Source organism: Pseudomonas sp. V98_8 (genome assembly GCF_029967975.1).
Lineage (GTDB): Bacteria > Pseudomonadota > Gammaproteobacteria > Pseudomonadales > Pseudomonadaceae > Aquipseudomonas > Aquipseudomonas umsongensis.
On record NZ_JASCAE010000058.1, the window covers coordinates 24,804 to 36,893 of the forward strand.

13 protein-coding genes and 1 pseudogene are annotated in these 12,090 nt (G+C 62.6%); 4 read left to right on the top strand and 10 right to left on the bottom strand.

What is annotated here, in order from left to right:
- The first annotated feature begins 108 nt into the window (after nucleotides 1-108).
- The 4 genes and pseudogenes from QLG10_RS20110 to QLG10_RS29635 form a co-directional block, all read left to right on the top strand.
- On the top strand, nucleotides 109-1,662 hold the full coding sequence (locus QLG10_RS20110) for a TolC family protein (protein ID WP_248677478.1): 1,554 nt from the start codon (nucleotides 109-111) through the stop codon (nucleotides 1,660-1,662).
- Nucleotides 1,659-2,780: an HlyD family secretion protein gene (locus tag QLG10_RS20115; RefSeq protein ID WP_188263916.1), complete on the top strand. Its 1,122-nt coding sequence runs from the start codon at nucleotides 1,659-1,661 to the stop codon at nucleotides 2,778-2,780. The genes QLG10_RS20110 and QLG10_RS20115 overlap by 4 nt, the downstream gene beginning before the upstream one ends.
- The gene (locus tag QLG10_RS20120) at nucleotides 2,770-3,792 is read left to right on the top strand and encodes a DUF2955 domain-containing protein (RefSeq protein ID WP_110747229.1); all 1,023 of its coding nucleotides are present in this window, start codon (nucleotides 2,770-2,772) and stop codon (nucleotides 3,790-3,792) included. Before QLG10_RS20115 ends, QLG10_RS20120 begins: the two co-directional genes overlap by 11 nt.
- A 21-nt stretch (nucleotides 3,793-3,813) precedes the next feature.
- Nucleotides 3,814-3,900: pseudogene (locus tag QLG10_RS29635) on the top strand (outer membrane lipoprotein carrier protein LolA); the annotation flags it as partial.
- A 13-nt stretch (nucleotides 3,901-3,913) separates the two neighbouring features.
- Here the strand turns inward: QLG10_RS29635 and QLG10_RS20125 are convergent.
- The 10 genes from QLG10_RS20125 to QLG10_RS20170 form a co-directional block, all read right to left on the bottom strand.
- Nucleotides 3,914-4,366: a YMGG-like glycine zipper-containing protein gene (locus QLG10_RS20125; RefSeq protein WP_110747231.1), complete on the bottom strand. Its 453-nt coding sequence runs from the start codon at nucleotides 4,364-4,366 to the stop codon at nucleotides 3,914-3,916.
- 43 nt (nucleotides 4,367-4,409) lie between these two features.
- Complete coding sequence (locus QLG10_RS20130) at nucleotides 4,410-4,757, bottom strand: Rieske 2Fe-2S domain-containing protein (RefSeq protein WP_110747233.1); 348 nt, start codon at nucleotides 4,755-4,757, stop codon at nucleotides 4,410-4,412.
- Between the two features lie 2 nt (nucleotides 4,758-4,759).
- Nucleotides 4,760-5,071 carry a YciI family protein gene (locus QLG10_RS20135; RefSeq protein ID WP_020799500.1) on the bottom strand — a complete coding sequence of 104 codons (312 nt, stop codon included), beginning with the start codon at nucleotides 5,069-5,071 and terminating at the stop codon, nucleotides 4,760-4,762.
- 3 nt (nucleotides 5,072-5,074) lie between these two features.
- The gene (locus QLG10_RS20140) at nucleotides 5,075-5,947 is read right to left on the bottom strand and encodes an intradiol ring-cleavage dioxygenase (protein WP_282487913.1); all 873 of its coding nucleotides are present in this window, start codon (nucleotides 5,945-5,947) and stop codon (nucleotides 5,075-5,077) included.
- Between the two features lie 35 nt (nucleotides 5,948-5,982).
- The gene (locus QLG10_RS20145; protein WP_110747237.1) at nucleotides 5,983-7,050 is read right to left on the bottom strand and encodes a maleylacetate reductase; all 1,068 of its coding nucleotides are present in this window, start codon (nucleotides 7,048-7,050) and stop codon (nucleotides 5,983-5,985) included.
- An 8-nt stretch (nucleotides 7,051-7,058) separates the two neighbouring features.
- Nucleotides 7,059-8,522 carry an aldehyde dehydrogenase family protein gene (locus QLG10_RS20150; RefSeq protein WP_110747239.1) on the bottom strand — a complete coding sequence of 488 codons (1,464 nt, stop codon included), beginning with the start codon at nucleotides 8,520-8,522 and terminating at the stop codon, nucleotides 7,059-7,061.
- A gap of 89 nt (nucleotides 8,523-8,611) precedes the next feature.
- Complete coding sequence (locus tag QLG10_RS20155; RefSeq protein WP_110747241.1) at nucleotides 8,612-9,631, bottom strand: hydroxyquinol 1,2-dioxygenase; 1,020 nt, start codon at nucleotides 9,629-9,631, stop codon at nucleotides 8,612-8,614.
- A gap of 44 nt (nucleotides 9,632-9,675) precedes the next feature.
- A complete protein-coding gene (locus QLG10_RS20160; RefSeq protein ID WP_110747243.1) occupies nucleotides 9,676-10,170 on the bottom strand; it encodes a hydroxyquinol 1,2-dioxygenase in 495 nt (164 codons plus the stop codon).
- Between the two features lie 256 nt (nucleotides 10,171-10,426).
- Nucleotides 10,427-11,356 (bottom strand): LysR family transcriptional regulator, encoded by a 930-nt coding sequence (locus tag QLG10_RS20165; RefSeq protein ID WP_110747244.1) that lies wholly within the window; start codon nucleotides 11,354-11,356, stop codon nucleotides 10,427-10,429.
- 167 nt (nucleotides 11,357-11,523) lie between these two features.
- Nucleotides 11,524-11,985: a hypothetical protein gene (locus QLG10_RS20170; protein ID WP_020799493.1), complete on the bottom strand. Its 462-nt coding sequence runs from the start codon at nucleotides 11,983-11,985 to the stop codon at nucleotides 11,524-11,526.
- Between the last annotated feature and the right edge of the window lie 105 nt (nucleotides 11,986-12,090).

A 12,090-nucleotide genomic window follows, 5' to 3' on the forward strand; every position in this document is an offset into this window, starting at 1 on the left:
GTCGTTTTTACGACAGTCGCGACGTTTTTACCTATTGGTTGGCAACGCCATGCAGAAGGCAAGCCGACGACTATGCTGCTGTGATGTCCTTTGGTTGGAAAACGCCCAATGCAATCAGCTACATCCACGTGGATGCGACGCCGCCAGCTACTGCTGTTAGGCGTAGTGGTCCTCGGCGGTTGCGTACGACTGGGGCCGGACTTCCAGCCGCCCGGCGAAGACTGGGTCGATCACTGGAACACCCCGGCCCTTGAGCATGCCAGCCAACGCGGGGTGTACCCGGACACCCGCCAATGGTGGCAAATTTTCGCCGACCCGGTGCTCGACCGGTTGATCGCCGAGTCGGATGCGCGCAATACCAGCCTGAAGATCGCCGGTTTGCGCGTGATGGAGGCCCGCGCGCAATTGGGCATCGCGCAAAGCGGGCGATACCCGCAACTGCAGCAGATCAGCGCTGACAGCGTCTACATCAACCGCCATCAATCCGGCGGAACCAACCCGGTAGACAGCCATTTCTGGCAGCACAGCGCCGGATTCGATGTGGGCTGGGAACTGGATTTCTGGGGACGCTTCAGCCGTGCCATCGAAGCCGCCGATGCCAGCTACTTTGCGGCTGAAGCCAACTATGACGACGTGCTGGTCCTGGTGCGGGCACAGGTCGCCGACTCTTATTTCTTCCTGCGCACCACCGAGGCACGCCTGCGCGTCGCCAACGAAAACGCCCGCCAACAGCATCGCAATTACGAGATCACCGAAAGACTGTTCAACAGTGGGCAGACCGCCGAACTTGACCTGCAACAAGCCAAGACCCAATACCTGGGCACGTTGAGCACCATTCCCGTACTGGAAGATCAGCTGTCTCGCACTCGCAATGCCTTGGCCGTGTTGATCGGCCAGCCACCCGGTGCGCTGCCACTGGTGGTCGACAACAGCGAATTGATCCCGCTGGTCGATCGCGCCGTTTTGCAGGATGTCCCGGCCAATCTGCTGCTGCGCCGGCCCGATGTGCGTGCGGCCGAGCTGAACGTTGCAGCACAGTCGGCGCTGATCGGCGTCGCCGAAACCGATTTCTACCCGGCCCTGACGTTGCTCGGCAGCATCGTCTGGTCGACCGATACCTTGAGCGGAACCTCGCGCAGTCTCGACCTGATCGGCGGCCCGAGCCTGCGCTGGAACGTGTTCGACTACGGCCGCATCAGCAACAACGTGCGCGTGCAGGATGCGCGCTTGCAGCAGTTGATCGAAGCCTATCGCGACAAGGTACGACAGGCCGCACGCGAGGCGGATGACGCCGCCAACGGCCTGACCCGCGCCCTGCAACGTGAGCGCATCTTGCGCGATGCGGAAAAAGCCGCGCAACGCTCGCTGGCCCTGGCCAACACGCTCTACCGCGAAGGTTACTCGGACTTCCAGCGGGTGCTGGATGCCCAAAGGGCGCTGCTCGAACTGCAGGACAGCTACCTGCTCAGCCGAGGCGATGCGGTGAGCAATGTAATTGCCCTGTACAAGGCCCTGGGCGGCGGTTGGTACAGCGCCCAGCCCAAGGTCGACCGCGCCACGCGCCAGCAGATGGAACAACGCACCGACTGGGGCGACCTGCTCGCCGAGCCCCCGGCGCAGCAGCCCGCCTTCCCTTTGCCCAATCAGGTGAAAGAACCATGACTGAAGCCGCGCCTTCCCCCCAGCCCGCGCCGCCCGCCGCCGACCCGACGAAAAAAGGCATCAAGTGGGTGTTGCTGCTGATCGTCCTGAGCCTGGCCTGGTACCTGTTGGCTGACCGCTTCACCCCCTATACCCAGCAGGCTCGGGTGGGTGCGTTTGTGATTCCGGTGGCGGCGGAAGTCGCTGGCCGGGTGACACGTGTCAACGTGCGCAATAACCAGGATGTGCAGGCCGGCGAGGTGATTTTCGAGATTGACCCCCAGCCGTACCAGATCGCCGTGGATCGTGCGCGCGCCGACCTGGAATCCACCCGCCGGCAGATCGGCGCCAGCACCGCCGGTATCGCCTCGGCACAAGCCAGTCTGCGCGCGGCGCAGGCCAACGAGCTCAAGGCGCGACAGGACAATCAGCGTCTCGAGGGCTTGTACCGCGAAGACCCCGGGACCATTTCCGTGCGCCTGCTGGAGGTGTCCCGCGCCAACCGCGAGGCAGCCGTCAGCCAGGTCGCCGCGGCCCGCGCCGAAGTGCAGCGCGCCCGTGAGCAGGAAGGCGGCAGCGAGGAAGACAACGCCCTGTTGCGCAGTGCCGCGACCGCCCTGTCGAAAGCCGAGCTGGACCTTTCCAACACACAGATTCGCGCCCGTTCGGCTGGCTTGATCACCGACCTGCGCACCGATGTCGGCCAATTCGCCGCGGCCGGCAACCCGGTGATGACCCTGATCGCGATCCACGATGTGTGGATCAGCGCCGACATGACCGAGAACAACCTGGCGCTGGTCCGGCCTGAAACCCCGGTGTCGATTGCCCTCGATGCGCTGCCCGGCGAAGTGTTCCAGGGCCGGGTACGCAGTATCGGCTACGGCGTCAGCGTGGGTCAGCCGACCGCGCCCGGCAGCCTGCCCACGGTGCAGAACAGCCGTGACTGGCTGCGCCCGGCCCAGCGTTTTCCGGTGGTCATCGAGTTTTCCCCCGAGTCACTGACCCTGCTCAAGGACAACCGTGCCATCCGTTCCGGCGGCCAGGCCGAAGTCATGGCCTTCCCTGCCGAAGGCAACGTGCTCAACCCGCTGGGCCGCTTGTTCCTGTGGCTGATGAGCTGGTTGTCTTATGCCTACTGAGCGCTCGCCCAGGGTGCAGCGCGCGCTGCGCCTGGCCTGTGGTACGGCGCTGTGCCTGGCCGCGAGTTTTGGCCTGGCTATGCCCATCCCGTTCCTCGCGCCGGTGCTGGGGGCATTGTTGCTGGTCAGCCTCAATCGCCCGTTGCCGTTCAAGGCCACCCTGGTGCTGGCGCTGACCGCGATGCTGACCACCGGCATCGGCCTGCTGCTGATCCCGCTCCTGCGTTACTACGCCTTCAGCGGTGTGCTGTTGATCGGCCTCGGCCTGCTGATGGTGTTTCGCTTTGGCCAGCGGGGTGGCAATAACCTGGTGGTGACCTTCCTGGTGATCGGCCTGACCATGATCCCGGCGGCCGGGGTCGCCGACTTCGGCCTGGCGGCAACGGTGATCAAGGCGTTGACCAGCGGCTTGCTTCTGGCGGTCCTGGTCGGCAGGGTCAGTCACTGGCTATTCCCGGAACCCGCCAACGCCCCGACGCCCCCGCCCGCCCCGGCATTGTCTGAGACAGACGTCGACCGCGTCGCCTTGCGCGCAACCCTGATCGTGATCCCGACCTTCCTGCTGGCACTGATCGACCCCGCCAGCTACCTGCCCATCGTCCTCAAGGCGGTGAGCCTCGGCCAGCAGAGTTCCAGCACCAACGCCCGCGACGCCGCCCGCGAACTGATTGGCTCGACCTTGCTCGGCGGCCTGCTGGCGATTGCGTTCTGGAGCGCACTGACGGTCTTCGTGCACCTGTGGATGTTCTTCCTGTGGATGCTGCTGGTCGCCCTGATCCTGGCGCGCAAGCTCTATGGCCTGAGCCCGGGGCGGTTGAGCCCGGGCTTCTGGCTCAACACCTTGATCACCTTGATTATCCTGTTGGGCCAATCGGTCCAGGACAGCCTGGCGGGCAAGGATGTCTACACCGCCTTTGCGGTGCGCATGGGGTTGTTCATTGCGGTAACGTTGTATGCGTGCCTGATGGTGTATTTGCTGGATCAGCGGGAAAAGACCAGCCTCCGGATTTAAACATCCCCTGTAGGAGCGAGCATGCTCGCGATGGTCGTCAACGATGACGCGGGAAACCTGGCACCCCGCGGTGTTCTCAGGTTTTTCGCGAGCATGCTCGCTCCTACAAGTACGTGAAAGTTCACGGATTGACTTGGTAACCCTTGCCCTGCAAGCAACTGGTATACGCCGTCGAGGTGTTCGCAGCGTTGGTTTTCTCCTGCGCCCGACGCTCCTGGCGCTGGCGCGAGCCGCCAACCACGGCGCCCGCCGCCGCCGTTTCCTTGGCGCGGTTCTGCCGGTAGTCCTGCTTGGTATCGTCATCGACACGATCATAGAACTCGTCATGCTGACGACCGCGCACCTGGGCCCCGGCCGCGCCGGCCGCCGCGCCTACTGCCGCACCCTTGATCCGTCCACCAGAAGGTGTCGAGGTGGTCGATGCACTGCTGGCGGCGATGCTGTTGCATTCGTTGATATCCAGTTGAGTCTGTTGCGAAGTCTGGCCCTTCAGCGGTACTACCGTCTGGGCCCATCCCTGGGCACTGCAAAACGACAGTGCGACGCACAGGCCGATGGGTGACAACCTTTTCATGATGATCTCCTGATGGGCGTGGTTCACCCTGAAACAGTGTAGTTCAGCCCTCCTCACCCACCTCCATCACCAGGCTGTTTTCCACCCAGCGCACCGGCACAGGCTCCAGCCGCGCGCCTTGGCACGGCCCATCGATACAGTGCCCATCCTCGAAACGAAACATCGCGCTGTGATGCGCGCACATCAGCACCTGGCCGCGATAGGTGCAGAATTCCTGCGGGCGATAGTCCAGCGGCACGGAAAAATGCGGGCAGCGGTTGATGTACACCCACACCTGCTCGCCCTGGCGCACCGCGACGAGGCCGGCGGGATGCAGGTGCTGGTGCTGCGGCAGCCCCAGGGCGCCGCCGTCGGCGATGTCTTCCCGTTGGCACAAGGTGATGACGGTCATGCTCAGCCCCGCCGTTCCGGATTGCCGAGACTCCAGTGCCAGGGACGAATCTGGATGCTCGAAAACAGCCCGGCCTGGACGTAGGGATCGTCCTGGATGAACGATTCCACCTCGGACAGACTGCCGGCTTCGATCACCAGCAGCGTGCCATTCATCGCCAAGCCTGCGTCATCAAGGGTCGGGCCTCCCAGGCGCACGACCACGCGGTGTGCATCGGTCCCACGCAAATGCGCCTGGTGGCTGGGCCGCAAGCGTTGGCGCAGGGCCAGGGAATCCGGGTGATCGGTGGCGAATACGGCAAAAAACTGGCCCATGATTCACGCCGCCTCCATGACGAATTCGTAGCACGCACGCTTGAACGGCAATGGCATGCCCAACCGCGCGGACAGCTCATCGTGGCGGGTACGATCCTCGTAGATCACCTGCAACGACTGTTTGACCCCGAACACCGCATCGGATGCCAGGTACGGATCATCGTGATTGAACAGATGGGTCACCAGTTTGCGATACCCCGGCGCCTCGATCATGAAATGCAGGTGCGCCGGCCGCCAGGGGTGCCGATTGGCCGCCTCGAGCATGCGCCCCACCGGGCCATCGGTCGGAATCGGATAACACACCGGGACAATCGTGCGGATCGCAAAGCAGCCGTCGGCGTCGGTGCGATAGCGCCCGCGCAGGTTGCCGAACGGCTGTTCTGTGTCCTGGCCCGAATACATGCCGTTTTCGGCGGTCTGCCAGACGTCCAGCACCGCGCCGGCCAGGGCATTGCCCTGGGTATCGACCACCCGTCCGCGCACCAGCGCCGCCTCGCCCGGGGTGAAGGCCATGTTCTCGCCGAACGTTCGCTCGGGCATGCCTTCGATGTAGAACGGCCCAAACACCGTGGTCTCGGTGGCCGTGGCGCTGTGGCGATGATTGATCGCGTCGACCAGCATCGATACGCCGAGGGTGTCCGACAGCAGGATGAATTCCTGGCGCACCAGGCCATCGCATTTGTGCCCGGTTTCGGTCAGAAAGCGAATGCCTTCGAACCACTCCTGCTCGGTCAGCTCGACCTCACTGACGAATGCATGCAGGTGGCGAACCAGGCTTTGCATGATTTGCCGGTAACGCGCATTGGGCGCGTCGCCGAAACTGTTCACCGCCTGCTCGGAGATGAGTTTCTCGATTGCTTTGTCTTCATCGGTCATTGTTTTTATTCCGACAGGTGCTGGCGCACGGTTGATCAGGCTGGCGCCAGCCCCTTCAGGGCACGGGTCAGCAGCGCTTCGATCGGGCCTTGTTCGAACGGCCGTGGATTGTAGTAAGGGCTGGCGCAGGCGATTTGCGCGGCTTCAGCCGGGCCGTTTGCCGGGAAGCCGATGTCGGCCAGTGCCAATGGAATACCCAGTTTCTGGTTGAGTGCATACAACAACGCGCCCACCTCGCCGGCCTCGCGACCACCCAGGGCCCGCGCGGCACGCTGCAACGGTTCGGCGGCCGCCTCACGGTTGTAATGCGCCGCATGGGGCAGGACGATGGCGTGGGCCTGGGCATGCGGCAGGTTGAACGTACCGCCCAGGGTGTGGCAGAGCTTGTGGTGCAAGGCCATGCCGACCGAGCCCAGGCAAATGCCCGCCAGCCACGCGCCATATAACGCCTGGCTGCGAGCGTCGGGATCGCCGGGATCCTTGACCACTCCCGGCAATGCCTGCGCCAGCGAGCGGATCGACTCTTCGGCCATGAAACCGATGATCGGGTTGGCATCCTCGGCGTACAGGGCTTCCACCGCGTGGGCCATGGCGTTCATGCCCGAACAGGCGGAGATCTGCGCCGGCAGGGTCAGGGTCAATTGGGGATCATAGATCACGGTTTTCGGCAGCACCCGTGGGTCGCGTCCGGTTTTCTTCAGGCGGTTTTCGGTCAGGCCGTAGATCGGCGTCATCTCCGAACCCGCATAGGTGGTTGGCACCGCCACAATCGGCAACCCCGAATCCATGGCGATTGCCTTGCCCAGGCCAATGGTCGAGCCTCCGCCGATGGCCACGCAGCAATCGGCATCCAGGCGCGCCGCCTCGATGCGCGCCGCTTGCGCCACTTCCAGCGGCACATGCATCACCGCGTGCGGGTACACACCCGCGGCACGTTCACCGAGTAACGCCGCGACGCGTTCGCCGAGCCCGTGCTGTTCCGGCGTGGTGAGGATCAGCGCCCGTCGGGCGCCGAGGCGCTCGATTTCTTCAGCCAGTGCCGAGAGCTTGCCCCAGCCGAACACCACGCGGGTCGGCAGGCTTTGGTAAACAAAAGGATTCATGGCCGACCTCAGCGTTTGAAGTGTGGGGGAATTTTCGCGTCGACGTTGACCCACACCGAGCGCGCTTCGGTGTAGTCGTGGATCGCTTCAAAGCCCATTTCCCGGCCATAACCGGACTGCCCTACGCCGCCAAACGGGCTACCGGGGCTGACGCGCTTGTAGCAGTTGATCCAGCACATGCCCGCGTGGATCGCGTCGGCCATTTTATGCGCGCGGCTGAGGTTCTGCGTCCACAGGCCGCTGCCCAGTCCGTACTCAGTGCTGTTGGCAATGGCCAGCGCTTCTTCGTCGGTGCGAAAGCGCACAACCGTGACGAAGGGACCGAAGACTTCTTCCTGGCAGACACGGTCACCCGGCTTGGCCTCGACCACGGTAGGTTCGACATAGAAACCCTTGGCCAGGGCCTGGTCGTCCGGTGCCTTGCCACCTGCGAGGATCTTGCCGCCCTGCTCGATCGCGATATCGATGTAGGCCAGCACCCGGTCGCGGTGCAGGGCCGAGGTCAGTGGGCCCATTTCGGTGTCGGGGTCCATCGGGTCACCAAGGCGGATCGACTTGGCCAGGGCGATGAAGCGTTCCAGGAATGCATCAGCGATGTCTTCATGCAAAATCAGCCGCGAACCGGCGATACAGGCCTGGCCCTGGTTATGGAAGATCGCCCAGGCAGCGCCGTTGACCGCCGCTTCCAGATTGGCGTCTTCAAATACAATGTTCGCACCCTTGCCACCCAGTTCCAGTTGAATGCGCTTGAGGTTGCTCTTCGACGCTTCAACAATCCGCCGACCGGTCGCGGTTGAGCCGGTAAAGGCAATCTTGCCGACGTCCAGGTGCTCGGCCAGCGCCTGGCCCGCGGTATGGCCGTAACCCGGCACCACGTTGACCACGCCTTTGGGGAAGCCGACTTCGGTCATCAACTCGACAATGCGCAAGGTCGACAGCGGCGTGATTTCCGAGGGCTTGATAACGATGGTGTTGCCCGCCGCCAGCGCCGGGCCCATCTTCCAACTGGTGAACATCAACGGAAAGTTCCAGGGCACGATCTGTCCGACCACGCCAATCGGCTTGCGCTGCACGTAATTGAGGAACCCGGCCTCCACCGGAATCACCGCGCCTTCGATCTTGTCGGCCATGCCGCCAAAGTAGCGGAAGCACGCGGCGGTGCGCGGCACATCGAGGCCACGGGAATCACGGATCGGGTGCCCGGTGTTCAAGGACTCCAGCTGCGCCAGTTCTTCGCTGCACTGCTCGATTCTGTCCGCCAGTTTGAGCAGAAGGCGTCCGCGCTCGGCGGCGCCAAGGGCCGACCAGGCCGGAAACGCCCGTTTGGCGGCGGCCACGGCGAGGTCGACGTCGGCGGCTTCGGCGGCGGCGATGCGGGTGATCAACGAGCCGTCATGGGGCGACACGACATCGATGGTGCCGCCGGCGACCGCATCCACGAAGCGGCCATCGATATAGAGCTGATTTTGCATAATGGTTTCCTCGCACCGCGCTAGGACGCAGTGTTTGACGGGATGGCTGAGTGCATGGCCCGGCGCAAGGCCGGGCAAGACACCGGGTCTTAGAACTCGATCGGATACGGCTTGAGTTCGCCGCTTTCGTAGCGTTGCGGCAGGTTCGGCGTGGCGTTTTCCCAGACCAGCAACATCGAGCGCTTGGTCGAATAGCCCTGGTGGCGAATGTCCGCGGGCATGGCGCAGATATCGCCGGCGCGCATGGTGATGCGCGCACGGGGGTTGCCGTCGTCCTTGTCGCCGACATCCCAGATGATCTCGTCCGATAGCTGCAGGAACCACTCGATGCGGTCATTGCCATGGAACACCGGCAGGATGAATTCTTCGGTGGTCGGGCAGAACAGGCTGGCCTTGCACACCGAGGTCACCGAGGGGTTCCAGGTCACGTCGGAGCGCGACAGGTACTTGTGCAGGTTGAAGGCATGCAGCTGGCCTTCGAAACCTTCCGCTGGGTGAATTTCCGGCTCGTCCTGCGGCACATCGATGAACTGGCGGTTGACCGGCAGATCGTTGCGCAGCGGCGAATCATCCGGCAGGCCGGGCATGCGCCGGGTGGCGATACGGAAGCGCTCGATGGCCTCGATGTTGTTGCCGTTCTTGCGACCGAATGCGCTGCCGGTTTCTTCCGGTGCGGCGAAGGGGTCGAAGGTGGCGTTGGTCCAGTCGCGCAGGATCGCCTTGAATGTCGCCATGATCAGCGGCGTTTCGAAGTTTTCGGTGTAGTTGACTCCGGCCGCCTTCAGCGTGCCGTTGAAGGTGCCGGCGTACAGGTCGACCTTGCCGTAGTAATTGCGGGTGCCGATGACGTGGTCGAAGTTGACCCAGCCGTAGAAAAAGCCCCAGGCCACGTCGCGCATCAAGGCACGCAGAAAGGCATCGGCCGGGATCAAGTGCGAGCGGGTCTGGCCTTTGGCGGGCCAGGTAATGCGGGCGAAATACTCGTCGCGCGACAGTTCGAACGCGCCGAGTTTGAAAGAGCGATAACCGGTGACGGGATGGGCGGCGCTGGCCTGGACATCTTCATCGGCGAACAGTGGCGTTTGGGCTGCGGTTTCAAGCATGGCCATGGCGGGATTCCTTTTTTTCTTGTGGGCGGGGACGGCTGGGCAGATCACTTGAAACAGATGTCGGCCCACTTCTCGACCGACAACGGGCCTTTGATCGTCTGCTGCAGGATCACGCCCGGGCGACTGGCTTCGAAGCGATACGCGGTGCCCACCGGCAGCAGGCACTGGTGACCGCGCTTGAGCAGGACGTAGCCCATTGGCTTGCCCGCCGGCACTTCGCCTGCCAGTTGCGTGCCCTCGCCTGTTGTCAATGGCGCATCGAGCTTGAGGAAGTCCACCCGCACTTCACCGTCCATGACGATGGCGAATTCGTCGTGCGCGGCCGTGTACCAGGGAGACTGGCCTTCGGCGCGCAGGGTTTCAATGACGTAGCCGAGGTTGAGACCGACGACGACCTTTTCATAAGGAAGGGATTTTTCCGCCACCTCGAAAACGTTGGAAAAGGCGTAGTGACTGGCCTGGCCACTGATGATTTCCACCGAGCCCTTGGTGTATTTGTCCAGCGAGCCGAAGACCGTTTCGATTGCCGCGCTACTCATGGGTTTTCACCGTTTTGTTGTTGTAGTAACAGTGAGCCAACAGTACGTCGCGCCTGGTCCCGGGACAATTAGAGGACCGGCGACAACAGTGTTCGCGAAACGCAAACACTGTAAAAGTTGTGTAGGAGCTCTGTAGGAGCTGTCGAGTGCAACGAGGCTGCGATCTTTTGATCTTGCGTTAATCGTTCAAAAGATCAAAAGATCAAAAGATCAAAAGATCGCAGCCTGCGGCAGCTCCTACAGGGTGCGAGGTTCATTAGCGCACCCAGCCACGCTCCAGCAACGGTTTATCCCAGCAGGGCTCATCGCCGAAGTTCTCCACCAGAAAGTCGATCAACGTACGGACCTTCAAGGCGCGGCGCTGGGTCGCGGGATACACCGCGGAGAAGTTGAAGGAAGACAACGCATACTCGGGCAACACTGGAATCAACCGCCCGCTGAGCAGATCGTCACTGGCCACCAGCGTCGGCAGGCAGACAATACAGACTCCGGTCTGTGCGTAATCACGCAACAGGTGCACCGAGTTCGAGCGCACCTGGCCTGGCAGGCTCAATTCCACCTGTTCGTTTTCACGATTGAACAGCCAGCGGTTGCGCGACGGATAGCCCTCGTACAGGGCGATCTTGTGTTGCAGCAATTGCTGGGGATGGGTGGGCACGCCGAACTCGCTGGCGTAATCGGGAGACATGCAAAACAGCCGGCGAACGCTGAACAATTTGCGCTCGATCAGGGTTTCGGCCATTGGCGGAAACATCTGGAACGCCACATCGAAGCCTTCTTCGATCGGGTCCACCACCCGGTCGTTGACGATGACGTCCACTTCAATGTCCGGGTACAGCCGGGTGAACTCGGCCAACAGGCGGCCAAAGTGCCCGATGGCAAATCCGGGCAGCATCTGCACCCGCAATTTGCCGGTGGGTTTGGCGCGCAGTTCGCGCATGTGTTCGGTCAGCGAGTTGAAACTCGCAACCATGTCCGCGCATTCCTTGTAATAGGTTTCCCCGACCTCGGAGAGGCGGACATGGCGTGTGCTGCGGTGGAACAGCGGCGCATTGATGAACTGCTCCAACTGCTGGATGCGGTGGGTAATGACCGAGCGGGTCACGCCCAGTTGCTGGGCCGCCCTGGCGAAGTTGCCGGTTTCGGCAACCCGCACGAAGGCTTCGACACTGAGTAAACGATCCATGGGGGCAATTTCCTGGAGATTGCCATTGATTGTAGAACCTGTAGGAGCCGGCTCGCTGGCGATAGCGATCAGGCAGGCGACATACATGCCGGTCGATCCACCGCTATCGCCAGCAAGCCGGCTCCTACAGAAATGCGCATGGCCCAGGTAAAGGTACTTTGCGACGATCAGCGATTGAGCCAGGGATAGCGCGCGGTGTCCTGGCTGCCGTAGTCAGGGTCCAGGTAGATGAAGCAGCGCTGGATCTTGAAATCCCTAATCTCGAATACGTCGGCCCAGTAGCCGGCACCGGCCGCTGACGGGACGCCCGCACGCCAGTGGCCGTCGACGTGTTCACCAAAACTGGTACCTTCGCAGACCAGCGTGTCGGTGCCCGTGAGAATCCAGTTGAAATGCGCATAGTCGTGGGTAATCGATTTCAAACGGCTGCCCAGGTCGCTGAACATCTGGCCAATCTGCTCACGGCCGGTGGCCAGTCCCCACTTGGGAAACAGGACCTGCGCATCCTCGGCGAACAGGTCGAGAATGCTGCCGCCAGTGGAGGTGATACCGCCGTTGTCGAAGGCCTTGAGATATTCCAGGGCGACCGATTTGCGTTGCTCGTCGGTCATTGTCAGGGTGCTGATCATGGCTGTCTCCGAACTGCTTTGGGGATGATTGAAAACCGATGCATATCCCTGTAGGAGCTGCCGCAGGCTGCGATCTTTTGATCTTGATCTTTTGGCGATCTCAAG

Excerpts from the sequence above, each read along its gene's own strand:
- QLG10_RS20110 (WP_248677478.1), top strand. The coding sequence starts at position 109 with ATGCAATCAGCTACATCCACGTGGATGCGACGCCGCCAGCTACTGCTG.
- QLG10_RS20115 (WP_188263916.1), top strand. The coding sequence starts at position 1,659 with ATGACTGAAGCCGCGCCTTCCCCCCAGCCCGCGCCGCCCGCCGCCGAC.
- QLG10_RS20120 (WP_110747229.1), top strand. The coding sequence starts at position 2,770 with ATGCCTACTGAGCGCTCGCCCAGGGTGCAGCGCGCGCTGCGCCTGGCC.
- QLG10_RS20125 (WP_110747231.1), bottom strand. The coding sequence starts at position 4,366 with ATGAAAAGGTTGTCACCCATCGGCCTGTGCGTCGCACTGTCGTTTTGC.
- QLG10_RS20130 (WP_110747233.1), bottom strand. The coding sequence starts at position 4,757 with ATGACCGTCATCACCTTGTGCCAACGGGAAGACATCGCCGACGGCGGC.
- QLG10_RS20135 (WP_020799500.1), bottom strand. The coding sequence starts at position 5,071 with ATGGGCCAGTTTTTTGCCGTATTCGCCACCGATCACCCGGATTCCCTG.
- QLG10_RS20140 (WP_282487913.1), bottom strand. The coding sequence starts at position 5,947 with ATGACCGATGAAGACAAAGCAATCGAGAAACTCATCTCCGAGCAGGCG.
- QLG10_RS20145 (WP_110747237.1), bottom strand. The coding sequence starts at position 7,050 with ATGAATCCTTTTGTTTACCAAAGCCTGCCGACCCGCGTGGTGTTCGGC.
- QLG10_RS20150 (WP_110747239.1), bottom strand. The coding sequence starts at position 8,522 with ATGCAAAATCAGCTCTATATCGATGGCCGCTTCGTGGATGCGGTCGCC.
- QLG10_RS20155 (WP_110747241.1), bottom strand. The coding sequence starts at position 9,631 with ATGGCCATGCTTGAAACCGCAGCCCAAACGCCACTGTTCGCCGATGAA.
- QLG10_RS20160 (WP_110747243.1), bottom strand. The coding sequence starts at position 10,170 with ATGAGTAGCGCGGCAATCGAAACGGTCTTCGGCTCGCTGGACAAATAC.
- QLG10_RS20165 (WP_110747244.1), bottom strand. The coding sequence starts at position 11,356 with ATGGATCGTTTACTCAGTGTCGAAGCCTTCGTGCGGGTTGCCGAAACC.
- QLG10_RS20170 (WP_020799493.1), bottom strand. The coding sequence starts at position 11,985 with ATGATCAGCACCCTGACAATGACCGACGAGCAACGCAAATCGGTCGCC.